This window comes from uncultured Sulfuricurvum sp., assembly GCF_937936435.1.
Taxonomy (GTDB): domain Bacteria; phylum Campylobacterota; class Campylobacteria; order Campylobacterales; family Sulfurimonadaceae; genus Sulfuricurvum.
Map to the genome: position 1 here is coordinate 63,002 of NZ_CALDDG010000002.1, position 21,750 is coordinate 84,751.

24 protein-coding genes and 1 tRNA gene are annotated in these 21,750 nt (G+C 46.3%); 13 read left to right on the top strand and 12 right to left on the bottom strand.

What is annotated here, in order from left to right; all coding sequences use genetic code 11:
- Position 1: 1 nt before the first annotated feature.
- From Q0389_RS00540 to Q0389_RS00555, 4 genes are read right to left on the bottom strand one after another with little or no spacing between them, the layout of a single operon-like run.
- Positions 2 to 1,420: an HD domain-containing protein gene (locus Q0389_RS00540; protein ID WP_298690408.1), complete on the bottom strand. Its 1,419-nt coding sequence runs from the start codon at positions 1,418 to 1,420 to the stop codon at positions 2 to 4.
- The gene (locus Q0389_RS00545) at positions 1,417 to 2,829 is read right to left on the bottom strand and encodes a HAMP domain-containing sensor histidine kinase (protein WP_298690411.1); all 1,413 of its coding nucleotides are present in this window, start codon (positions 2,827 to 2,829) and stop codon (positions 1,417 to 1,419) included. Before Q0389_RS00545 ends, Q0389_RS00540 begins: the two co-directional genes overlap by 4 nt.
- Entirely contained in the window at positions 2,823 to 3,497 is a 675-nt protein-coding gene (locus Q0389_RS00550) for a response regulator transcription factor (protein ID WP_298690414.1), read from the bottom strand. The genes Q0389_RS00545 and Q0389_RS00550 overlap by 7 nt, the downstream gene beginning before the upstream one ends.
- 11 nt (positions 3,498 to 3,508) lie before the next feature.
- Entirely contained in the window at positions 3,509 to 4,180 is a 672-nt protein-coding gene (locus Q0389_RS00555) for a PhoU domain-containing protein (protein ID WP_298690417.1), read from the bottom strand.
- Between the two features lie 143 nt (positions 4,181 to 4,323).
- Here Q0389_RS00555 and pstS point away from each other — a divergent pair, with 143 nt between their 5' ends.
- The 3 genes from pstS (at position 4,324) to Q0389_RS00570 (ending at position 7,468) form a co-directional block, all read left to right on the top strand.
- The gene (pstS, locus tag Q0389_RS00560; RefSeq protein WP_298690420.1) at positions 4,324 to 5,319 is read left to right on the top strand and encodes a phosphate ABC transporter substrate-binding protein PstS; all 996 of its coding nucleotides are present in this window, start codon (positions 4,324 to 4,326) and stop codon (positions 5,317 to 5,319) included.
- 284 nt (positions 5,320 to 5,603) lie between these two features.
- On the top strand, positions 5,604 to 6,971 hold the full coding sequence (locus tag Q0389_RS00565) for a hypothetical protein (RefSeq protein ID WP_298690423.1): 1,368 nt from the start codon (positions 5,604 to 5,606) through the stop codon (positions 6,969 to 6,971).
- 104 nt (positions 6,972 to 7,075) lie between these two features.
- Positions 7,076 to 7,468 (top strand): hypothetical protein, encoded by a 393-nt coding sequence (locus Q0389_RS00570; protein ID WP_298690426.1) that lies wholly within the window; start codon positions 7,076 to 7,078, stop codon positions 7,466 to 7,468.
- A gap of 4 nt (positions 7,469 to 7,472) precedes the next feature.
- On the opposite strand, the gene Q0389_RS00575 is transcribed toward Q0389_RS00570, so the two are convergent.
- Positions 7,473 to 8,162 carry an energy transducer TonB gene (locus Q0389_RS00575; protein ID WP_298690483.1) on the bottom strand — a complete coding sequence of 230 codons (690 nt, stop codon included), beginning with the start codon at positions 8,160 to 8,162 and terminating at the stop codon, positions 7,473 to 7,475.
- A gap of 13 nt (positions 8,163 to 8,175) precedes the next feature.
- Complete coding sequence (locus tag Q0389_RS00580; RefSeq protein WP_298690429.1) at positions 8,176 to 8,700, bottom strand: SurA N-terminal domain-containing protein; 525 nt, start codon at positions 8,698 to 8,700, stop codon at positions 8,176 to 8,178.
- Between the two features lie 180 nt (positions 8,701 to 8,880).
- Between Q0389_RS00580 and Q0389_RS00585 the strand changes: the two genes are divergently transcribed.
- Both Q0389_RS00585 and Q0389_RS00590 read left to right on the top strand, forming a co-directional pair.
- Positions 8,881 to 9,213: a DUF2325 domain-containing protein gene (locus Q0389_RS00585; RefSeq protein ID WP_298690432.1), complete on the top strand. Its 333-nt coding sequence runs from the start codon at positions 8,881 to 8,883 to the stop codon at positions 9,211 to 9,213.
- A gap of 87 nt (positions 9,214 to 9,300) precedes the next feature.
- On the top strand, positions 9,301 to 9,780 hold the full coding sequence (locus Q0389_RS00590; protein WP_298690435.1) for a phosphate-starvation-inducible PsiE family protein: 480 nt from the start codon (positions 9,301 to 9,303) through the stop codon (positions 9,778 to 9,780).
- A gap of 6 nt (positions 9,781 to 9,786) precedes the next feature.
- On the opposite strand, the gene Q0389_RS00595 is transcribed toward Q0389_RS00590, so the two are convergent.
- Positions 9,787 to 10,332 (bottom strand): hypothetical protein, encoded by a 546-nt coding sequence (locus tag Q0389_RS00595; RefSeq protein ID WP_298690439.1) that lies wholly within the window; start codon positions 10,330 to 10,332, stop codon positions 9,787 to 9,789.
- 102 nt (positions 10,333 to 10,434) lie between these two features.
- Positions 10,435 to 10,510 (bottom strand) — tRNA-Ala (locus Q0389_RS00600).
- Positions 10,511 to 10,622: 112 nt separating this feature from the next.
- On the opposite strand from Q0389_RS00600, the gene Q0389_RS00605 reads away from it, so the two are divergent.
- Positions 10,623 to 11,243, top strand: coding sequence for a hypothetical protein (locus Q0389_RS00605; RefSeq protein WP_298690442.1), 621 nt, complete (start codon positions 10,623 to 10,625; stop codon positions 11,241 to 11,243).
- A gap of 5 nt (positions 11,244 to 11,248) precedes the next feature.
- On the opposite strand, the gene Q0389_RS00610 is transcribed toward Q0389_RS00605, so the two are convergent.
- Positions 11,249 to 11,671, bottom strand: coding sequence for a hypothetical protein (locus tag Q0389_RS00610; RefSeq protein ID WP_298690445.1), 423 nt, complete (start codon positions 11,669 to 11,671; stop codon positions 11,249 to 11,251).
- 132 nt (positions 11,672 to 11,803) lie between these two features.
- Here Q0389_RS00610 and Q0389_RS00615 point away from each other — a divergent pair, with 132 nt between their 5' ends.
- Genes Q0389_RS00615 through Q0389_RS00640 form a run of 6 tightly spaced genes read left to right on the top strand, consistent with a single transcriptional unit; the run spans position 11,804 to position 18,533 of the window.
- Positions 11,804 to 12,910, top strand: coding sequence for an HD domain-containing phosphohydrolase (locus Q0389_RS00615; protein WP_298690448.1), 1,107 nt, complete (start codon positions 11,804 to 11,806; stop codon positions 12,908 to 12,910).
- A gap of 9 nt (positions 12,911 to 12,919) precedes the next feature.
- Positions 12,920 to 13,288, top strand: coding sequence for a response regulator (locus tag Q0389_RS00620; RefSeq protein WP_298690451.1), 369 nt, complete (start codon positions 12,920 to 12,922; stop codon positions 13,286 to 13,288).
- Positions 13,288 to 15,621, top strand: a complete 2,334-nt coding sequence (locus Q0389_RS00625; RefSeq protein WP_298690454.1) for an ATP-binding protein — start codon at positions 13,288 to 13,290, stop codon at positions 15,619 to 15,621. Before Q0389_RS00620 ends, Q0389_RS00625 begins: the two co-directional genes overlap by 1 nt.
- Positions 15,622 to 15,633: 12 nt before the next feature.
- Entirely contained in the window at positions 15,634 to 16,422 is a 789-nt protein-coding gene (locus Q0389_RS00630; RefSeq protein ID WP_298690456.1) for an HDOD domain-containing protein, read from the top strand.
- A gap of 15 nt (positions 16,423 to 16,437) precedes the next feature.
- Complete coding sequence (locus Q0389_RS00635; protein ID WP_298690461.1) at positions 16,438 to 17,562, top strand: FIST N-terminal domain-containing protein; 1,125 nt, start codon at positions 16,438 to 16,440, stop codon at positions 17,560 to 17,562.
- An 8-nt stretch (positions 17,563 to 17,570) separates the two neighbouring features.
- Positions 17,571 to 18,533 carry an ATP-binding protein gene (locus Q0389_RS00640; protein ID WP_298690464.1) on the top strand — a complete coding sequence of 321 codons (963 nt, stop codon included), beginning with the start codon at positions 17,571 to 17,573 and terminating at the stop codon, positions 18,531 to 18,533.
- On the opposite strand, the gene Q0389_RS00645 is transcribed toward Q0389_RS00640, so the two are convergent.
- Positions 18,530 to 19,219, bottom strand: a complete 690-nt coding sequence (locus Q0389_RS00645) for a sulfite exporter TauE/SafE family protein (protein WP_298690467.1) — start codon at positions 19,217 to 19,219, stop codon at positions 18,530 to 18,532. The two genes, Q0389_RS00640 and Q0389_RS00645, sit on opposite strands and share 4 nt — an antisense overlap.
- 122 nt (positions 19,220 to 19,341) lie before the next feature.
- Here Q0389_RS00645 and Q0389_RS00650 point away from each other — a divergent pair, with 122 nt between their 5' ends.
- Positions 19,342 to 19,605, top strand: coding sequence for a heavy metal-associated domain-containing protein (locus tag Q0389_RS00650; protein ID WP_298690470.1), 264 nt, complete (start codon positions 19,342 to 19,344; stop codon positions 19,603 to 19,605).
- On the opposite strand, the gene Q0389_RS00655 is transcribed toward Q0389_RS00650, so the two are convergent.
- Entirely contained in the window at positions 19,606 to 20,577 is a 972-nt protein-coding gene (locus Q0389_RS00655) for an argininosuccinate synthase domain-containing protein (protein ID WP_298690473.1), read from the bottom strand.
- Between the two features lie 123 nt (positions 20,578 to 20,700).
- A partial coding sequence (locus tag Q0389_RS00660; RefSeq protein ID WP_298690476.1) for a toprim domain-containing protein occupies positions 20,701 to 21,750 on the bottom strand: 1,050 nt, incomplete at its 5' end.

Sequence of the window (21,750 nt, forward strand, 5' to 3'; positions counted from 1 at the left end):
GTTACGAGGGGAATTGCCGAAAAGAAGGGGAAAAATGAGGATGGGATTTGAGATGATTTCGTATCCAATCCAGAGCTTCGGAGTGCGTTGAAAAGAGTTGATTGAGTTGAGCGTCGTAGGCTGTTTCGAGGATGATTTTAAATTCATCTGAAGGGGTAAGCCCGATATCGATTAGATCTCTACCCATGACGAACGGGGCGGGAGGGGTGTGCAAAACGCCCAATGAGACGGCGCGTTCGTAAAGCCACTCTCCCGCGTCGAAGCGGTGAGGTTTTTCACCGCTAAATCCGCGGCCGAAAAAATCGGCACGGGCAATGCGAATCAGATCGTCGATGCAAACGTGAGTGCTGAGACGGAGAATTTCGGGATCTTCTACCTGCAAACGGTGAAGTTTACGGGGCCATCCGTGATACTCTATCAGTGGTAAAACGGCAGCAGTGAGGGATTTGTCCTCCGTGATGCGCCAGAGCCATTCTCGGGCGACAGCCACCCCCTTGAAAGCATGCTCGGGAGAATAAAGATATCCGTTTATCGTGATAGTTGTAGCGGGTTTGGCGATATCGTGCAGTAATGCGGCAAACATCAATCCCAAATCATGTTTAGCCTCTCCCGTGCGCTCGGATGCCATCGCATCGACGCACATAAGGGTATGGTTCCAGACAGAGCCTTCGGGATGGGAATCGGGATTTTGTGGAGTCGATTCAAGAAGATCGAGGGGAGAAAAAAAAGGCAATCCCCCCATTTCACGCAACAGTTTTAATCCGATAGAAGGGGAGTCGCTTTGGAGAAGCAGTTTTTTGAACTCTTCGAAAATCCGTTCTTTCGGCAACTCTTCAAGTGCTCCTTCGGAGATCATTGTACGACATAAATTCAGCAGGGTCTCATCGCAGGTCAGCTCGAATCGTGCGGCAAACTGGATTGCGCGCAATACCCGTAGCGGATCATCGACGAAAGTCGCTGGATCGACACATGCCAAACGCTTGCGTTTGAGATCTTCTACCCCTCCATAAGGGTCCAGCAATGTTTTGTTCAGCGGATCGTAACCGATAGAGTTGATTGTGAAATCCCGCCGACGGGCTGCGGCGGGATAGTCGATGTCGCTTAGCCAGGTGATCTCAAAACCTTTGTGTCCATGTCCGTGTTTGGATTCGTTACGCGGAGGCGAAAAATCGATGTTATAACCGTTATAGGAGAGTTTGAGCACACCGAAGCTTTTTCCCACGACGTTGATTTTTCCGAACGGTTTTAAGAGGGTTTCAAGGGTTTCGAGAGAGGTGACGCCGTAGAGCTCGATATCCAGATCAATATTTTCGCGCCCGGTGAAGTAATCGCGTACAAATCCTCCGACAAAAATCGGACGGACGGAATGGCTTGAGAGGTGTTCTATCAGCTTTTGAAGCGGAGCGGACAGAGGGATCATGATTTTGTCGGTTTGCTTTTTTGGATAAAGTTTTCAATCGAAAACGTAAAGGTTGAACCGATTCCCAACGTACTGGTGATCGTAAGCGCGGAATCATGCAGTTTGAGGATATAGCTGACGATGGAGAGGCCGAGTCCCATAGAGTTGTCCCAGCGGTTTTTTTGTACCCGATAGAACTTCGAGGTGATTTTATCGAGTTCCGCAGGAGCAATACCGATCCCTTTATCGCTAACACTGAGGGTGTACATCGTGAGTGTGACGGTTACATCTTCTTCAGAGTATTTGAGGGCATTGTCAATCAGATTCGTGAGGGCGAGTTCGATCATCGTTTTGTCGGCATAGACCGTTTTTGTCTCGCCGTTGAAACGGATCGTGCGCGAGGGGTATTTTCCTTTTAAGACGGAAATAACCTCATGGACGGCTTCGGCAATATCGAATGTTGTCGGCTTGATGGAGAGATCGTTGTTTTCCAATTTGACCGAAAGGGCGAGACGGTCGAGCATCAAGGTGATTTTATGGGTGTTGCTCAAAATTTTATCGAGAAATTTTTCCCGAATCTGAACATCCAGGTTCAAGTCGTCATGGAGGGTTTCGGCATATCCCATGATCGCGGCGATCGGATTTTTGAACTCATGGCTTATCGCCGAAAGGACATCGTTTTGCTGTTTGTTGATAAGTCGGAGTTTGGCCGTATGTTTGCGTTTTTGTTTGTCCCGGTTATGGAGCTTTTTAACCAGATTTTTCAATAGTATGGAGATTTGCAAAAACTCCCTGAAATACTCGGGTCTGAGGACGGCTTTGTAGTTTTTGGCCGATACCTGATCGAGATACTGGGTAATCTGAATAATGTCGTGACGCGCTTTTTTGGAGATGTTATAGGCGATGAGCAGGGCGATAACAACCAAAACGGCGAAAGCGGCGACAAATCGGGTCCATAACATGTAAAAATGATTCATAACCCCTTCCAGACTCATGGAAAGACGAAAATAAAGGGTTCGTTTCGGAGAGACGATTTTTTTGGCGACATAGATAAAATCGCTTTTGACCGTATGTGAATAGCGGATGGTGACGCCGTAGGGTTCACTCATCGACTGCATCACTTCAACGCGGTTGGAGTGATTTTCCATTTGTTGTTTATCGGCATTGCTTTCAGCGATAACGGTGCCGTTTTCATCAATAACGGTGACGCGAAAATGGGTTTTACTATGAATGTTTTCGGCAAGTCGATCGTAATTGTCCATAGAGACGATTTGAGGTTCCAGAAGTTCGATACTTTGGATTAGGCGGTCTTCGCTATCCTTGATCAGCATGGCTTTGAGAGTAAGATAACTGATAAGGGATGCTATGGAGAGTGCGGCGATAAAAAGTCCGAGAACGTTAAGAAAAAAAAGCTGATGGATCTTTAGCACAGTGTGTATCCGACTCCCCGTACTGTCTTGATGTACTCTTTGCTCTTATCCGGATCGATTTTTTCTTTCAAGCGGTTAATCGCGACGTTTACGGTACGATCCTGATACACCTCGTCGCTTCCCCAGACGTTTTCGAGCAGGTAATCGCGATCGAGGACCACATTTTCGTTAACGATCAGCGCGTGCAGAAGGTCGAATTCGAGTTTGGTAAGCTCGACCGGAATCCCTTCGATCATGACGGTTCTTGCTGCGAGATTGACAGAAATATCACGATAGGTGATATTCCCTTCGGGAGAAAGTTTCTTGGTGCGCCGCAGCATCGCTTTGACCCGCAAGACCAACTCTTTCATGCTGAAAGGTTTGGTGATGTAATCGTCCCCGCCCCGTTCAAACCCCTGTTCAATATCTTCTTCTTTTTGTTTGGCACTCACGAAAATAACAGGGGTGTGAATCCCTTTTTTGCGGAGTGACTCGACAAACTCGCTCCCCTCGGCTCCGGGTAGATTGCGGTCCATCAAAATCAGATCGACACTCTCTTCTTCCAAAACATCGGTGACATGCTTGGTATTTAAAAAGCCGATGGTTTCAAATCCCTCTTTGGCGAGATGATACTCCATCAGCTCCAAAATATCTTTTTCGTCTTCAACGATTACGATAAGACCGTTCACATCAATCCTTTTTAGCTGTGCAAGCGTAACTCGCCGCCTTTTTGCGCATACAGCATCAACGATGCGATATTAACCGCGCGGTCGCCGATCCGTTCAAGTTTGCGCAACGTACCCAATACTTTGACGTATTCGATTGAGAGCTCATCCGAATTAATAATCAGGGTAAGGAGCTCTTTTTCCATAATAGAAAAGAGGTCGTCGTTTTTGGACTCTTCTACCATTACTTTACGGTATACATCATCCGAATCGCATCCGTCCATATGGGTAAGACATTCTAAAATATATTGTAGCGCATTGAGGGTCGTTTTGTGCAGTTGGACGATCGCATTTGACAAAACGGACATATCGCATCCGCCCATGCAGTGTTGGTAAAGGCGGGTGCTGTATTTTTTCATCGCATCGCCGATACGGTCGATTTCGTTGGTCATTTTTAGATAGGCGACCAACAACCGCAACTCATCCGCTTCCGGTCCGAAGAGGGCAAACGTTTTGATGATTTCGTTATCGATCGTATTGGCATCGATTTGGATATTTTTAATATGGGTACGCGAACTTTCATACAGTTCTTCATTATTGGTCTCAAATGCTTGGAGAGTCTCTTCACTGGTGAGGATGATCTGACTTAGCATGGTTGAAATCATACCGCGGATTTCATTGAGTTTGAGTTCATAGCGTGGTAGCATTTGCAAGCCTTTTTTTGTAATGATGGTGCGCGATTATAACAATGGTTTATAACCATAGTATTACAGAGAAGTGTCCGTGCTTGTAATCTTTTCGTTACCCGATCGTTCTACAATGCCCCCATCAAAACACCAAGGACATGAATATGCTAAAAATAGCTACCAAAGGTTTAGTCATTGCGGCTATTGCTGCGACATCAATGATCGCTGCGGATAAAATCAGCGGCGCAGGGGCAACGTTCCCGGCTCCATGTTACTATGACTGGGCGTATAACTACCAAAAAGCGACTAAAACACGCGTTAACTACCAAGCAATCGGTTCAGGCGGCGGTATTAAACAAGTCTCCGAGCGTATCGTAGATTTCGGAGGAACAGATGCTCCGATGACTCCAAAAGAGTTGGATAAAGCGAAACTTTGGCAGTTCCCTGCCGTTATCGGTTCAATCGTTGTTGCGTATAACATTCCGGGTGTCGCCGATGAGCAACTCAAACTTAAAAACAGTATTGTTGCCGACATCTTCGCGGGTAAAATCACTATGTGGAACGATCCGGCTATCGCAGCGGACAATGCGGGTGTAAAACTTCCTGCTGAAAAAATTATCGTAGCACACCGTTCAGACGGATCAGGTACGACGTTCGTATTTACTGACTATCTAAGCAACGCGTCTAGCAACTGGAAAAGCAAATTCGGAACCGGTAAAGCGATCGGTTGGGCAACCGGTATCGGCGGAAAAGGGAATGAAGGGGTAACAAACCTTATCAAACAAACACCTTACTCTATCGGTTATATCGAAAACGCTTATAAAGAGAAAAACAATCTTACAGCTGCTACCCTCCAAACAGCTCAAGGCAAATGGGTAACGGCTACGACTGCACACTTCCAAGATGCGGTTAAACAAGCAAAATGGAGCAAAAAAGATCATTTCTATAGCTCACTTGTACTCCAAGACGGTGCATATCCGATCGTAGCGGCGACATTTATCCTTATGCCACGCGAAAAAGCGGATGTAAACCAAGAAGTTATCAAATTCTTTGACTATTCATTCCGTAACGGCGACAAAGCGGCGCAAAAATTGGGTTATATCCCATTGCCTACCGAAACAACAAACCTTGTTCGCGAATATTGGGCGGAATCAAAATAATGTTCATGCGGGAGTCCATCTCCCGCTCCTTCTCTCATCAATCCGATGAGCATCTCTAAGTATAAAGTAATGTATCCTTAGAGGTGCCCATGTGGCACATTCATTTCTCTTCTTCTTGAATTCCTTAAGTTTTTCAAACCCGTCCTTGCGTATGCGTTCGGGTTTGTGTCTGTTTTATATCCCCATTTTTTATTCATTTTCCTTATTGTAATCATTGCGTAATGTAACATTGAGGTAATCAAACTTTTCTACAATGACGGCACAAAATTACAGGAGTGACCATTATGAAAAAAGTTGCGTTGTCTGCCCTTGCTGCGGCGATGATTAGCGGTGTTGTATCGGCTGATGCACTTACCCTTTATAGCGATCCTAAAACAGGACAAGTTTACACAACCCCGGGTGAGGGACGTGTTGAGATGGGTGATTTTATCGATGCGAAAACTGTTGACCTTCAAATGCGCGATATGGAATCAAAAGGTTCTGAATATCAAGAAAAAATGAAAAAATACGTAAACGTTAAATCAAAAGCGAAAACGCTTGAGTTCAGCGGTACACATTACTTTGGTTTGACAAGCAATAACTACGGTTCTGAGAACTATAACGGCGGTGACAAATCGACCGGTTTCGAACTTCGCCGTAACTACCTTCAAGTAAAAGCATATTTCAACGATAAAGACTATTTCCGTGTAACGATGGATACGACAAAAGAACTTGAGTCATCGACTACATACGCAACTATGTATGCAAAATACGCATACCTCTATTTGGATGAAGTTCTCCCATATACAGGAGTTGAAATCGGTATCGCTCACCGTCCGTGGATCGACTATGAGGAGCACAACTCATGGTATTTCCGTTCTATCAACAAAGTTATTTTGGAAGACAAATTTTCTGTCGCAGCCGGTGCTTCAGGTGCATCAAAAAATGTCGGCCCCGATGTTCTTAACTCGGCTGACCTTGGGGTAAACTTCAAAACGAAAACCGATTATTTCTCTAGCGAACTCGGGATTTTCAACGGTGAGGGTTACCACGCGGATAAAGCGGCTAACAACCAACAAAACAGCAGCGATCTTTCATTCGAATGGCGTTTGACAGGTCATATTTTGGGTAACGGTACAAAAGTGGGCAAATACAAACGTGACCAAGATACATACGCTAACATTTCATTCGCAGGTCTTAGCAGCAAAAACCATAAAGACAACAGTGTTGTTGTTGATGATGCGGCTGAATACGATCGTAACGCATACTGGTTCCACTTCGTGTATAATCAACCGGAATTCTTGATTGCGGCACAATACGACGTGAGCAAAGACGAAGTTCAACGTACTAATGCAGAGACAAAATTGAAAATGTGGTCGGTGAATGCCGAGGTCCGCCCTTTCCAAGACTGGACGGTTCTAGCTCGTTATGACAATTTAAAAACAGAATACTCTAATGATGCAACGAAAAATGCCAATGATGTCGGTGACGCTGATCAATTCATTTACGGTATCGCCTATGCGTATAACAAAAACGTTAACTTTATCTTGTCCGGTAAAACAGTAGATGCAAAAGATAAGAGTGCGTTTACTCGTGTTGACGCTACAACAACAACCCTCGGTGACGCTTTAGACAAACAAAGCTATATGTTGACTACCGAAGTTAAATGGTAATCGATTAAAAGCACTATCTCTTTATTCTCCCCTTTGCGGGGAGATATTCTCCCTCATCGTTTTTTAGCTACAATACTTTTCATCCCAAGCCAAAGTAAATCCTTATGATTACGGTTAATTTGATTCTTACCATCGTCGGATTGTTATTTCTCCTCATTGCACTGGTTGCCATTTATGTCTGGAGCAGTAAAAGCAAAACATCCTATTCGATTTCTACGGAGATCGAGACGTTTGACTCTTTAAGCGCCGTTATACGGAACAAATCTTCAAGCAACGCGGCATTAAGCCATGCGGTAGAGGCTATATTGCACCGTTTCGGTACTATTGGTTCGCCGACATTGGAGAGTTATAAAAACCTTATCGAGACGCTGTGCGTCCATCCCCACACCGACTCAAAGCTTCTTTTACGGTTTGAAAAAGGGCTTCGTCAGGCCAATCCCGCGTACTCTCATGAGATAGAACAGGCGTTAGCCATCGGTTTGGCCGCACGAGGATAGGCGGTTATCGAAGCGTATAGCTGATCGGAACGGTAATCCGAACGCTTTTGGAAGGTTTCGGGAATTCGGGTGATGCCGCGGTAATCAAGGTGCGTGCCGCTTCGTCGAGAAGGTCGAATCCTGAACTTTTCGTAATGGCGATTTGGCTCACTTCTCCGTTTTGCGAGAGGGTAAACGTGACGCTGACCTCTCCTTGCTGGTTCAGTCTGCGGGCATTTTTCGGATATTTCAGCCGTTCCGCGAGGATTGAACGGATTTCACCCAAATGGTTGTCCTCGTAGTTTTCTTCGACTTTTGGCGGAGGGGGCGGAGCCGTCTTCTTGGGTGTATCGGATTCGGCAGTTTTGGCTGTCGCTACAGAGGTAGGTGCGGCGGCAGGTTGAGAGACGACGGGAGTCGGTACTGGATTTGGCTGTATCGACGGTTTTACAGTGCTCGGCATTGCGGGAGCGGGTACAATTTTTTGTATCGGTTTGGGTTTGATCGTCGGTTGGGGTTCTTTTTTAGCCGGTACTGGAGGTTGAACGGGTGTGACTTCGTGTTTTTGGGCTACGGGGCTTAATAGTACTTTCAGTATCAGCTCTTTTTCACTTTGAGGAAGAGGTGTGTGGACGATGTTTGCCAGAACGATCGCCGAAACGATCAAGGTAAAGTGAATCCCTACCGAGAGAAGAAGCGATCGGCGAATATACACGGTATGCAAAAAATTAAAGTTTAACTTCGACTTTTGCCGCTCCGCGAAGAGAATCGGTGGTTTTCGTCATTTGTGCTTTGAATTTTTCAACTTTCAAAAATTGGGTGATCTCTTTTTGCACTTGGTCGAATGTGAGTTTTTTGTCTCCCTGTTTCATTTTGTCTCCGTTAGCATCGTAAAACGCCTTCGCCTCTTTCTCGGTTACCGTGATTTTTGACATTTGCTGTTTCATCCACATATCGACTGCCAGGTCGTCTTTGATTGCCGCATATTGGGCTTTGAACGCAGCAGTATTTTGAAGGCCGCTTTTTTTCACTTGCTCTTTAATAAGATATTGGTTGATGAGCTGATCGACGACTTGGCGTTTCATCTTCGGATCGAGCTTGTCAAAGCTCATTCCCGGAATCGCTTTGGACATAAATGCGGCTGCTTCGTTGGTCGTGATCGCTTTTCCGTTTACGGTTGCCAATGTTGCCGGTGCGGCAAATACACACGATGAGGCTACAACCAGCGATGCTAAAGCGAGAGAAAATTTCATGAAATCCCTTTTGTATAGTAATAATCAGACTATTATAATCAATCTTGATTATTAAAGAGTTAATGAACGGGAATAATGTGAATAAGAAGGGATATAATATGATAACGCTTATCACTATTGACAAATAAATCCCCTTTTCCTATAATATGATATTTATTATCAAAAATAAGGAGTATTTCCATGTCTGTACTAGTCATCGGCGGAGACAAAATAACCCGCCTTCAATCATTTTTGGTATCGCTCGGAGCAACTAAAACGCACCATTGGGATAGTCGACTTATGTCAGCTACGCATAAACAGCTTCCTCATAATACTGACATGATCATAATGTTGACCGATTTTTTAAATCATAACGCAATGTACCATTTTAAACGTAAGGCTAAAAAAAACGATATCCCTTTTTTATGTGTCAAAGGGATGAGCGGGTGCAGTGAATGTCAGATTAGCCAAATGGTTGAAGGGATTCGTCAGAATAAATGTGCGAACCCCTCATGTCAGGGTGGATGCAAATAAATCGGCAAACAATCATAAAAATGCTACCATGTCGGAAAAGGGAATACGACCGTTTTCCCTATCCGATCCCACCAGTGAGCAGAGATGATGGAGCAACTTCAAAAACCGGACTTACACAAAACATTTGATGATTTGGAGGCGAGAGCCGAATCTTTTTTCCAATGGGCATTAAAAGTATTAAGACTGCTGTTTATTCTGATTATGATGGTCTATTTGTTTGATTGTTTGGTCAGTTTATCGGGAAAAATAGTCGTCCTGACGTTAGAACACGGCATGTTGGATTTCCCGAAAATGAAAACCCTTTTGACCGATTCGTTATTTACTCTGATTGTATTGGCTATCGTTAAGAGCTTGTTTATCCGCAGCAATTACGTCTATGCGGTCACCTTCTTGGAAATCGGGTTTGTTGTACTCATGCGTAAACTGATTTTGCTGGAAGTCGATCCGAGCGATACGTGGCTGATGCTCGTATTGGGGATGGTATCGGCTCTTTTCTTCGGGTTGATCATCTATGCCCACTACGGGAAAAATACGCTCTTTTCAGAGAAGGAAGCCCAAAAGAATTGAAAATTTTTATCGATCGAGAAGTAGATGCCGCAATCGACGATAGATACGCCCTATGCGCCGTTTCAGATGCTCTGAGCGATTAAAAAAGCGGCTTCGGATACGAATTAGTGCCGAGTGGATCTCCTGATATAAAATACTGCCGTGGAGTTTATCTAACTGAAGGATGACCCAGCCGTAGCAAAATGCAAACCACGGGTACGAAAGAAGTTTTTCTTTGCCGTTTTGTAAAATTCCCAGCGCAACAACGATCAACGGGATCTTTAACATATAAAGGAGCCCGGCACTTACGATATGAAGCTGTGCAACCAGAAGTGCGGATAATGTACCGATGATCTCGCCCAAGGCAAACGGCACGATAAATAAGATCAAAACACTCAGCGGGCGTGCCCGATCCCGGATATACTCTAGAAAATACCGATACGGATGAAAAACACTCAGATAACGTATGAGTGGGGCAACCGCAGTTTTCCATATCAGTTCTTCAAAAATTAGATACAGAAAAATCAGGAGAACAAAAAAACTGTTTCGAAGACGATGGAAGAGACGGCGCATGATGCTCTTTGTTTCGGTATAGAGATAGTTGTGAAACGGTACGGGACTGATATATTATATCCGGATTCGGTAATGTGAGTGAAAAAAAGAGTTAAATGCAGATGGTGGACCCTAGCGGGATCGAACCGCTGACCTCGTCGCTGCCAGCGACGCGCTCTCCCAGCTGAGCTAAGGGCCCACATACAAAGTTGAGGAGCAGAATTATACGGCGTGCGCTCTTAAATGTCAATGAGGATATAAAAGAGCTATGGGGGTGTAAAGTTTTATATTCAAGCGGTCGATATAGAGATATGAAAACTTTAGCCCTAATAATGATCTTTAGTGTTGTCGGTGTAGTGTTGAGCGCAGAGGAATATACGATTCAGACGATCAGTACTCTCAAAGAGAGTTCGATCACTCCCGCGTTTGAGAAAAAGGTAGAAAAGAGTGCCCTTCCCTCAACAAAGAAAAAAGAGGGGCAATGCAATATTGTGACCGTCGGGAAATACGACACCCTCAAAAAAGCGCAAAAAGACCTCCGAAAAGCCAAGGCGATTGCAAAAGATGCTTTTGTCCGTCCGTCGGAACGTACGACTCCGAAGGTATGCATGACGTCGACTGCCGCAGCGGATAAAAAGGGTGATAAAGTGCTTATGTCGGACACAAACGCTACGATGATGGTAAGTAAAAACGACACTCATCCGACTGCTGTGACGGTCACGGATGCCAATAAAAAAACCGTTCCCGTCACAGCGGTCCTCTCTACGGAAGCGAAAATGCAGCCATGTAAAAGCGAGTTAAAAACAGAGTCCACCCCAAGCGTCTTCATATACGATCGTAACCTTGCCCGAAAAAGCGATATTCACGAAGCCATAGAGTATTACGAAAACTCCCCTTACTACTCGTTTAAACCTCTTGCGATGCAGCAGTAAGAGCCTCAAGGCTCTTTATTAACAGCGCTGTAGAGACAATCCAAATCGATACGATGCAGCTTCTTAGCTTCCACATGGAGCGCTTCAAGCAACTCGGCCGCATTCTCTCCGTTTGAGGGATAGCATACTTCTGCCGCAGGAATAGGCGCCGCAAAAAGTTCTTCGATCATCCGTTTGACGATACCGGTACCGTATCGGTCGGTATAAGGCATGACAAAGAAGTAGTAATGCTCAAAATGAACGATCGAATCGGAGGTACGAAGCAGACTCGGCAGATTGGTATCAATCAAAGATTGCGGAATCTTTGAAAAGTCGCAAAACAAAATCGTAAAGCTCTCCGACCGGTTTTCATCGAGTCGGTCGGCAATCCCGATATTGAGATTGACCAGCGCTGAAAAGTTATAAAACGAAAACGACACTCCCGCCATTTTGACTCCTCAAAAATAATGTATGGTTTAGTATAGCGTTAATTTACTCAAACTAATAATGCTTTAAAATTACTCGGAGTACACTTGATAAAGATATTGACATTATCAAGCCGCATCGGGAGCACTTCAGCTATGCCAACTATGAAGGTACTGGCCGTCGACGATCAGGAGTTTAATCTTGATTTGATCGATTTGGCGTTTATGGACAATCCAAGCATACAGATTACCCGTGCAGTGAATGGGCGGGAAGCCTTGGATATTTTGGCTGCGGATGCAGGATACAGTGTGATTCTTCTGGATCTGGCAATGCCGGTAATGGACGGGTTTGAAACGCTTTCCAGACTCAAAGCCCATCCTTTATGGTCAAAAATTCCGACGATTGTCGTGACGGCGAATTCCGAAGAGAAGCATCGCGCTTTGCGCGAGGGAGCCAGTGATTTCCTGAGTAAACCGATCGATGTGGAAGAGCTGAAACTGCGGACGCATAATTACGCCAAAATCAAAGAGTACCAAGATTATCTCGGCGATATGAACCGTATTTTAGAAGAAAAAGTCCATGAGCGGACAACCGAACTCCAAGAGGCGTTGGCATTTGCCAAAAAAACCGAGTACGAAATTTCGGCTCGGCTGGGTAAAGCTTCAGAGTACCGTGATATGGAGACCGGTATGCACATCAAAAGGATGAGCCATTATTCGGCGAAATTGGCTGAGCTTGCGGGATTGCCTCCCGAAGAAGTGGAACTGATTTTATACGCCTCACCTCTCCATGATATCGGAAAAGTAGGGATTCCCGATCGTATTTTGCTCAAACCGGGCCGTTTTACCCCGGAAGAATTTGAAATTATGAAGCTCCATACCGTAATAGGGGGGAGAATGCTGGAAACGGACGGAAGCTATCCCGTAATCGATGCGGGTCGGATCATTGCACTTCAGCATCATGAAAAAGTAGACGGTACGGGGTATCCTGCGGGGCTGAAAAGAGATGAGATCCATATGCATGCGCTGATCGTTTCCATCGCCGATGTTTTTGATGCGTTAAGCTCTCAGCGGGTATATAAAAAAGCATTTACGATCGAGGAGACGCTGGAGATATTGCGTCAAGGGTGCGGAACCCATTTCGATGAGCGGTTGGTGTATCTTTTGATCGAAAATTTAGAAGCATTTACGGCCATCAAAGAGGCATTTCCCGATGAAGAGGAGTCGCCGTCTATCATGAGTTTGATCGATCAGTTGCAATAAGGAGTAAAAGTGCATATATTGATAGCCGAGGATGAAGAATACAATCAAATGGTGATACAGGCCATGATCGAAATGCTTTATCCGCAAGTGCGTATCGAGATGGTTTCTGACGGACGCGAAGCATTCGAAAAGCTGCAAGGTGGATCGTTTGATCTGGTATTGACGGATATCGATATGCCGGTGATGAACGGATACGATTTGCTCACCGAAGTGCGAAAGAGGGGATTGAATATTCCGATGATCTGTGTGACCGCTTTCGCGATCAGCGGGGATAAAGAAAAGCTGTTACTACACGGTTTCGAGCGTTATATTTCCAAACCGATCGATATGGAAGATCTAAAATCGGTGCTTGACCCTTATTTAGAGGGAGAACTTTAATGTATCAAAGCGTCGATATCGCTTCGTTGATAGCCGTTTTTGCGTTAAATGAAGAGCAAATGCGGCGACGGGAGAAAGTCGGAACGTACATACACTCTTTTTCGGCATTAGTGTATGATCGGATGTACAATCACTATTTATTGAAAGAACCTATGTATCACAGTGTTCTCTCCTCCGCCGATGTCCCCAGACTGATACGGATGCAGTCGGAATATCTGAGTTCATTGTTTATCCACCCTTTCGACGACCGGTTGCTCGAACGTACACGGCAGGTCGGCAATATCCACATCGCGATAGGGCTTGAACCGGTGCATGTATCCCGCGGGTACAATATCTTGAGCGAAATCATTATCAGTCTGAGCGAAGTCAATACGCAGATCCGCGAGGACATGGCAATCATCCTCAAAATGCTTCATGTTTCCGAGACGGTGATGCTGGAGAGTTACTTCGAACGGTATTCTCAGCATCAAGACGAGATGAATCGGGAGAACGAAATCCTAAACCTGTTCGATAAACTTTACGCCGCATTAACGATCCATAAGCAGACGCAAAAAAAAGTGGTGAATTACTTTCTCAGTCATGACAACAATATGGCATCGGTAGCGGAACCGCTAAGCGAACATGATTGCCCGTTTAGCGCGTTATTGGATGAATTGAGCGGGAAGCAGGCATTGCTGGAGGGATTCGGGATTGAGTTGCAACAGATCCGTACGCTTCATCATGCGTATCATGAATCGTTAAAACAGCTAAATTCTGCAATCACACAGCCCGAAGAGCAAAAAAACATCCTTTTGAAAAAAATCGCAGAGCAATCCGATGCCCTGTATTCTATCCTTGATAAACCGCTGGAAGAGATTTCGGCAACCTCGTATCTGGGCGTTCATTCGGGAATGGCATTTTTGGAAGCGTGCGCATTGTCGAATCATGATAGTGCCGGCAGTCGCGATGCGGATGAGATCGTGGATAATATGCAGGAAAAACTGCGTACACAGCTGCAAAAGACGGTAGGGTGGTGTATCGAGGAGTTGCACATCGGCTTTTCGGAATTTCCTTTTGGCGCTCAATTCGATGTGAGCGAAAGAATCCTGCTTAAGGGCAAACGGATTTATATCGGCGTTATGATCAAAGCGATTCCGAACAAAGTATTTATGGTAGAGATCATTAAAATTCTCCTGGAAATCGTCCGTCAAAACGCGTATAACAAAGAACGTGAATATGCACTGATTCAATTAGTCGATCAGGTTGAACGGGCGAGCCAGTCGAAAGATATGTTTTTGGCCAATATGTCCCATGAACTTCGCACACCGCTCAATGCCATCATCGGGTTTTCCCAGATTTTAGGGATGAATCCCGCTTTGCCGCAAAACTTGAAACCGTATATCGATAAAATCGGCATCGCCGGCAACAATCTGCTGACGTTGGTCAATACGATTCTCGATTTTGCGAAACTGGAAGCCGGAAAATTGACGTTTAAGCCGGACATTACGATCATCTCGGGAGTGATGAGAGACGTCGCGACGATTATCGAGCCGATGGCGTTGAAAAAATCGATTCGATTTCACTATCCCGAATTGATCTCTTTGGGGCTCTATCTGGACCGTCAGCTGATCCATCAGGTCTTATTGAACCTGCTCAGCAATGCCGTCAAATTCACCCCTGAAGGGGGAGAAGTGTCCATGTCGGTCGATTTTGATGAAGAAAAGAGGGTTTACCGCTTCAGTATATGCGATACCGGTATCGGAATCGAGGCAAAAGATATTACTACTCTCTTTGATCCGTTTACGCAAGTCGAGAACCCGTTTCAAAAAACGGCAAAAGGGACGGGGCTTGGGCTGGCGATCACTAAACGGATTATCGAGGATTTGCACGGTGGAAAACTGTGGGTTGAAAGCGAACCGGGGAAAGGGTCGTGCTTTTATTTTACGATTCCCGTTTCTCAGACCCAAAATACGGTAGAGAGATACTCGTCTTCCACCGAAGATGCCAAAAAAATGTTGATCGTCGAAGATGCTCCCGAATATCAGAAAATGCTGCTGGAGCGTTTGCAGGATCATTACCATTTAGTTATGACGAACTCCGTGAATCGGGCTAAAGAGATGCTCGAATCGGAGAGTTTCGATTTCATCGTCCTCGATTTCTTTTTAGTAGACGGCATCAGTTCCGAAGTGCTTCAGTTTATGGAACATAACCGCATCGCGATCCCCGTTATCATCATTTCGGCGGAAGATGACAGTAAGCTGATCGCCCATCTGCCCAATACGGAAAGCGTCGAGGGGATATTCAACAAAGCCCATATTCAAGAGATATGCGACTATTTAACCAAACGATTATAAGGAGAAAGAGTAATGACCAATGAGATAAAGAGCCTTCCCCCGTTGCCGGCATCGATTGTCAAGATTCAAGAGTTGTGCATGAGCAGTGATACGGATATCGATGAACTTGCACGGGTGATCGAAGCGGATCCGATGCTCAGTGCCAATATCCTTAAATCGGTCAATTCGCCGTTGTACGGGATGAGTAAAGAGATATCTTCGATTCCTCAGGCGGTCATGCTGTTCGGAATATCGATGATTCGCGGTTTTGCCGCCGCCAATGCGATCAAAAAAACCGTTCCGGTCGATTTGAATCCGTACGGGAAAACGATTGATGACTTGGGGAGAATATCGACGTTGCAGGCGACGTTGGTTCGCGAGTGGTATCGCAATGTCGATAAGTCAATGCTTCCTTTGCTGCAAAGTGCCGCTTTTTTGATGGAACTTGGCAAACTGGTCGCTTCGATCAAACTGATAGGTTCCGGTAGTGCTGAGCGTTTTAAAGAAGCCCTTGCGCAGGGAAAAGCCATCGGCGAGGCAGAACGTGACTTGTTGGGGATGAGCAGTTATGAGATTGCGGCAATGATGTTTGAACATTGGAATTTTGAAAGTGCTCTGACCGAGGCGCTAAAAGCGATTTCCGATCCATCCAGCTCAAATCGCTATGCGCAGGTCTTACGTGTCGTGTCCGAAGCGGTCGATTTTCGTGATGCATTGGGGACGGAGGGGATACGAAAGGCCGTGGAGACAATCGAAGTGCTGGGATTAAACCGTAGTGCATTTGAAGATGCGGTGCAAACAATCCAATCGCATAATCATTGATTAAAAAGGCAAATGATGAAAAGTGAACAGATACGCTGGAGCGAAGGAAGCGGATGGAGTCTCTACGATACGGCAGAGGGGCCGAACCGGAATTTGGTATTGGTTTTTTTTGATCATCCCCAATGTCATGATCCGGAGTGGTTCGAAGAGCTCAAATCGTTCTATCCTAATGCGATCATCGCCGGAGTCAGCAGTTCGGGGAGCGTGTTGGATACGGTAATCAGCGATCACGATGCGGTAGCGACTGCGTTGACGCTGGAGCGCTCCGGTGTGCGGTGCGTCTCTCATAAGATATCCGATTACGCCGATGCGGAGATACTGGGAGCTGCATTGGGCGAAGCCCTGTTGGATGAGGGATTGCGGCATGTATTGATCCTTTCGGACGGACTATCGATCAACGGGAGCGAGCTAGCCCGCGGGTTTTCCCGTGTATTGCCTGAGGGGATTACGATTACCGGCGGGTTGGCAGGGGACGGTACACGGTTCGGGACAACATACGTGATCGCCGGAGCGGGAGCGCAAACCGGTATTGTCGCGGCGGTCGGCTTTTACGGCGAAACGTTGCGGGCGAAAAGCGGATGCTACGCCGGTTGGGACGAGTTCGGCCCGGAGCGGGTAATTACCCGCTCGGAAGCCAATGTCCTTTATACAATCGACAATCAACCGGCACTGGAGTTGTACAAACGGTATTTGGGCGAGTTCGCCTCCGATTTGCCGAGCAGCGGTTTACGATTTCCGATGAGCGTCCGTAAAAATATCGATGCGACTCCGGTCATACGGACACTTTTGGCGGTAGATGAAACGTCGCAGAGTATGACGTTTGCCGGCGATGTTCCGCAGGGGTATTTATGCCGATTGTTGAAAACCAATATGGATTCGTTGATTGAACACGCGGGAATGGCGGCCGAATCGTCAAAGCTGGAGGAGGATTCACCGTTTTTAGTGATTGCCGTCAGCTGTGTCGGTCGCCGTTTGGTACTGGGGCAGCTGTGTGAAGAGGAGCTTGAAATTATTCGTGAAACACTCGGAGAACAAGCCGTCATTACAGGGTTTTATTCGTACGGAGAGCTGTCGGAAAAAGGGGAAAACCGATGTACGCTCCATAATCAGACCATGACTCTTGTCAGTATCTATGAGTAGAGAACACTATGGCTGATACCTATCATCGGCTCCTGATGCGCCAAATGCGGCGCTTTCTGAATACGGATCATCTTGAAGAATTGGCCCCTTTTTTAGAGAGTATCAGCGCTTTTTACGAAGATGCCGAAAAAGAGCGTAAATTATGGGACCGGATATTGGAAGTGAGTTCGAGAGAACTCGAAGAGGCCAACCGTTCACTTCGACAGCAAAATAAGGAACTTCGGGAAAAAGAGGAACTCCGATTGGCGCGGGATGCGGCGATTGAGGAGATGAATCAGGCGATAGAGGCCAATCGGGCCAAAGATACCTTCCTATCCAGTATGAGTCATGAGCTTCGTACCCCGCTTAATGCGATTATCGGATTTTCACAGATTCTTTTAGCAAAAAAAGATACCCCCGAATCGGTTAAAGGGTTTGTAGAGAAAATTCACCTTTCGGGTAAAAACCTCCTCTCCTTGGTCAATACGATCCTCGATTTTTCAAAAATCGAGGCGGGGAAAGTGGAGATTCATCAAACAACATGGGGTTTGAAAGAACTAATGGAAGAGGTGAAAATTCTCCTTGAACCGATGGCGGAGAAAAAAAGGCTCCGCATTGATATTCGTATGGATATGACGCACCATATTTACGCCGATCGGCAATTGATCAAACAGGTTATGGTCAATCTGATCAGCAACGCGGTCAAATTTTCACCCGAAGGAGAAAGTATTGCGATAGAACATTGCACTGCGGAGGGTCAAGAAGTGTTTCGCGTCTGCGATCACGGGCATGGGATTGCTCCTGAAAAAATCGACTCGTTGTTTGAACCTTTTGTGCAGATTCGCGAACATCAAAATGAGGCGATCAAAGGGACCGGGCTGGGGCTTACGATCGTCAAAAGGATTATTGAACTGCATACGGGAAAAATTTGGATAGAGAGCCGGGTAGGGGAGGGGAGCTGTTTCATATTCAGCTTGCCGGTTCCGTCTTAAATCGGTAGATCGAAAAAGTAAGCTAATCCGTAATAAACGCTGTAAAATCCATAGATCAGAATCGCCAATGCGGCAAGACGGTTCATCGTTTGACGAAAAGCGATCTCTTTAAAAAAACTGACCGACTGTCCCAGCGCCAACAGAGTCGGGACGGTTGCGAGTCCGAATGCCGCCATAATCAGACCGCCATCAAGTATCGATGCCGAAGCGGCCGCTTTTGCGGCGAAGAAAAAGACGAATCCGCAGGGAAAAAATCCGTTCATCACACCCAGAGCAAAAAAGCTGCCGATCGTTTTGCTCTTGATTAAACGGGAAAAGAGAGTCTTGAAGAGAGAATTGGTCGAAAAAGAGCGTTCCAGAATATGGATAAGTTTGGAGAGACCGAACATCCCCAAAGCCGTGATGATCATAACAAATCCGGCGAATATGAAAAGGGCTCCGTGCAGCTGCATATTGAGGGTGAAGAGTGACCCCAACGCTCCGAAAATCATCCCCAGAAGCATATAAGAACTGACCCGGCCGAGATTGTAGGCTCCATGGCGTACGAGCTGTGCACCGCGGCTCATCGACGCGTCGATTTTCGTCGAGCTGTAGGCCACGATAAAGCCGCCGCACATCCCGATACAGTGGCCGAAACTTCCGGCAAATGCGATCGAGATTATAACCCACCATTCGATACCGTGCATGATTCCACCTTCTTGCAAATAGTATATAGAGTATACGATTTGTGTTACAACAGTGTTAAGGCTTAACACAAATTTAACATTTCTATGAAACAATAGCACGAAATCATTTAAAGGATTCGTGGATGAAAAAAGTTCTTTTGGTAATGGCGGCATTCGTGTCGATTGCAGGTGCGGATGAGTTGGTCAACCTCAAAATTGACGGTATGATGTGTCCGGCGTGCGTTAAAAATGTCAAAGGCTCTTTAAATGAAGTCAAAGGGGTGAAAGACACCAGCGTCTATCTCAAAGACGGACGTGCGGAAGTAAAAGCCGAAAACGGCACAAAGCCTGAGGCAATGTGCGATGCGGTAAAAAAAGCCGGTTACGGCTGTGCGGTTACTAAATAGTTAAATAAAATACTGTTGTGCATCGTTGCGGCTAAGATCGCTAAGGGTACTTAGCGAAACGCCGCCGAAATCCAACGTCTGTTCCCCCTCAAATCCCGCTTTACAATACGCCAAAAGAAGTTTTCCCGCCAGTAACCGGTCGTTCTCGTCGGCATTGACGGATAAGAGCGCATGAGGCCCGACGAGTTCGGTACGGACATGAATGTATTTGCGGTTTTCGATCGTTTCGAGGATGGCGTTGTCTTCGGCGTTGCGCCCGATGATGAATTTCGCCCCTCCCGGAAGACGGAGCTGCCGTCCGTATTTCAGAGTCGGGATGTCCTCTACCGTAAAGGTATCGTGGGCGATGAAATCACGGATCTTATTCGAGAATTTTTCATCGGTCAAAAGGCATCCGCCCCCCGGTGCTTCGTAGTCTTTAAGCCCGAATTGCTCTGCCAGTTCTATCTGTCGGTCACGGTTGCGTCCGACGATATTTTCGAGTTTCTCCCGATCGACCCATCCCTCTGTTTCCGGAAGCGTCGGTTCCAGTGATTTGGCACTCATCGGACGCAGGAGCAATCCGCCGCAGTTGCTGAGGTTAAGGACTTTTTCGAGCGATTCTCGGTTTTGGCTCATCGGGCGTTGACCGAGGACTTCACCGCTGATGAGAAAGCTCGCTCCCCATTCGTCCATTAGACGTTTGGCTACTTCGAACATTTTGGCATGGCAGTCGATGCAGGGGTTGAAGTTTTTTCCGTAGCCGTATTTCGGGGAAAAAAGGACCTCTTTGATGTATTCGTCACGGATATCGACGCTTCGAAATTCGGCACCGACCTGTTCGCACATGTTTTTCATATGGGACAAACGGTCTTTAGTCGAACCGAATCCGGTATTGATGTTGCAGGCGATTACCTCGATCCCCTGATCAATGATCAGTTTCATTGCCAAAGTGGAGTCGAGACCGCCGCTGAAGAGAGCTATGGCTTTCATAATAATTACATTCCTTTATGATTTCTCTTTCTTTTCTCTAAAGCGCAAAAAAAGGAAACGTATCCTTTCGGCTCATTGCGCAGGTCATTTCCGTATTTGTACGGGAGGAGATGAAGAGACAGATTATCCCAACGGGACAAGTTCCCCTTTTTTAAGACGGGCGATTTTGTCTCGAAGCTGACGGATTAAATACGATTTTTGATCGAATGATATCGTATTTTGGGTATTGATTTTTTTGAGTTCGCGGGTATAGTGATTTTCTAAGAAAGTTAAAAGAGCTTTTTTGACCCCGGTATCCCCCTCGAAAACCCGGATTGAATTATTCATCATCAGGGCGTTTAGACGGGGGTTGTTCGGCTCGGCTCGGATGGCCGCTTCGAATTCTGCTGCGTGATGGCGGAACATCGAGACATCCAAAAAATCCAGAATCGAATCGGTGATATGCGGGTATTCCAAAATGGTTTTTACGAAACTCAGCTCTTCCGTGTCTTCGTGCGAAGAGAGGGAGATCGGCTTTGCAGTGGTATTTTGGGTATTCCCGAGCCGTATCAGCGAAGGGGAGACGCCGAGTTTGGATGCGAGGTAGGGGCGATACTCTTCTTGCAAAAGGGGGGTGAGGGTTTTGAGAAATCCGATCCCTTCATGCAGAGCGCTCTCTTTGGCTTTCGGGTCTTGAAGGTCGTAGCTGCCGATCATTTCGGCGATAACGAATTCAATAAACGGAATCGGGCGGTGCAGCAGCGTATTGAGCGCTTCGGTCTGAGCGTTTTTGACCATGTCGGCGGGATCGAGTCCCCCTTCGAACAACACGACCCCTCCGTCGAAGCCCGACGCGCTTAAGAGTTTAGAGGCTTTAAACGCGGCGGCACGTCCCGCTTTATCTCCGTCGTAGGCCAAAAATATTTTTGGTTCCCCTTTGCGAAGCAGGGGGAGATGCTCGGCGGTAAGCGCCGTTCCCAGTGTCGCTACGGCGTGTGTAAACCCTGCCTGATGGAGCATGACGACATCGAGATAGCCTTCGGTGACGATAATCTCGCGTCGGCGGTAGATCGCTTCACGGGCGAGATGGTATGCGTATAACAAACGGGATTTATTGAATATGGCGCTTTGGGAGGAATTGACGTATTTGGCCTGATGCCCGGTGATGGTTCGTCCTCCGAATCCGACAATCGC

Bases quoted from the DNA above. Each gene is read 5' to 3' on its own strand.
- Q0389_RS00540 (WP_298690408.1), bottom strand. From the start codon at position 1,420: ATGATCCCTCTGTCCGCTCCGCTTCAAAAGCTGATAGAACACCTCTCA.
- Q0389_RS00555 (WP_298690417.1), bottom strand. From the start codon at position 4,180: ATGCTACCACGCTATGAACTCAAACTCAATGAAATCCGCGGTATGATT.
- pstS (WP_298690420.1), top strand. From the start codon at position 4,324: ATGCTAAAAATAGCTACCAAAGGTTTAGTCATTGCGGCTATTGCTGCG.
- Q0389_RS00565 (WP_298690423.1), top strand. From the start codon at position 5,604: ATGAAAAAAGTTGCGTTGTCTGCCCTTGCTGCGGCGATGATTAGCGGT.
- Q0389_RS00570 (WP_298690426.1), top strand. From the start codon at position 7,076: ATGATTACGGTTAATTTGATTCTTACCATCGTCGGATTGTTATTTCTC.
- Q0389_RS00580 (WP_298690429.1), bottom strand. From the start codon at position 8,700: ATGAAATTTTCTCTCGCTTTAGCATCGCTGGTTGTAGCCTCATCGTGT.
- Q0389_RS00585 (WP_298690432.1), top strand. From the start codon at position 8,881: ATGTCTGTACTAGTCATCGGCGGAGACAAAATAACCCGCCTTCAATCA.
- Q0389_RS00590 (WP_298690435.1), top strand. From the start codon at position 9,301: ATGGAGCAACTTCAAAAACCGGACTTACACAAAACATTTGATGATTTG.
- Q0389_RS00595 (WP_298690439.1), bottom strand. From the start codon at position 10,332: ATGCGCCGTCTCTTCCATCGTCTTCGAAACAGTTTTTTTGTTCTCCTG.
- Q0389_RS00605 (WP_298690442.1), top strand. From the start codon at position 10,623: ATGAAAACTTTAGCCCTAATAATGATCTTTAGTGTTGTCGGTGTAGTG.
- Q0389_RS00610 (WP_298690445.1), bottom strand. From the start codon at position 11,671: ATGGCGGGAGTGTCGTTTTCGTTTTATAACTTTTCAGCGCTGGTCAAT.
- Q0389_RS00615 (WP_298690448.1), top strand. From the start codon at position 11,804: ATGCCAACTATGAAGGTACTGGCCGTCGACGATCAGGAGTTTAATCTT.
- Q0389_RS00625 (WP_298690454.1), top strand. From the start codon at position 13,288: ATGTATCAAAGCGTCGATATCGCTTCGTTGATAGCCGTTTTTGCGTTA.
- Q0389_RS00630 (WP_298690456.1), top strand. From the start codon at position 15,634: ATGACCAATGAGATAAAGAGCCTTCCCCCGTTGCCGGCATCGATTGTC.
- Q0389_RS00635 (WP_298690461.1), top strand. From the start codon at position 16,438: ATGAAAAGTGAACAGATACGCTGGAGCGAAGGAAGCGGATGGAGTCTC.
- Q0389_RS00640 (WP_298690464.1), top strand. From the start codon at position 17,571: ATGGCTGATACCTATCATCGGCTCCTGATGCGCCAAATGCGGCGCTTT.
- Q0389_RS00645 (WP_298690467.1), bottom strand. From the start codon at position 19,219: ATGCACGGTATCGAATGGTGGGTTATAATCTCGATCGCATTTGCCGGA.
- Q0389_RS00650 (WP_298690470.1), top strand. From the start codon at position 19,342: ATGAAAAAAGTTCTTTTGGTAATGGCGGCATTCGTGTCGATTGCAGGT.
- Q0389_RS00655 (WP_298690473.1), bottom strand. From the start codon at position 20,577: ATGAAAGCCATAGCTCTCTTCAGCGGCGGTCTCGACTCCACTTTGGCA.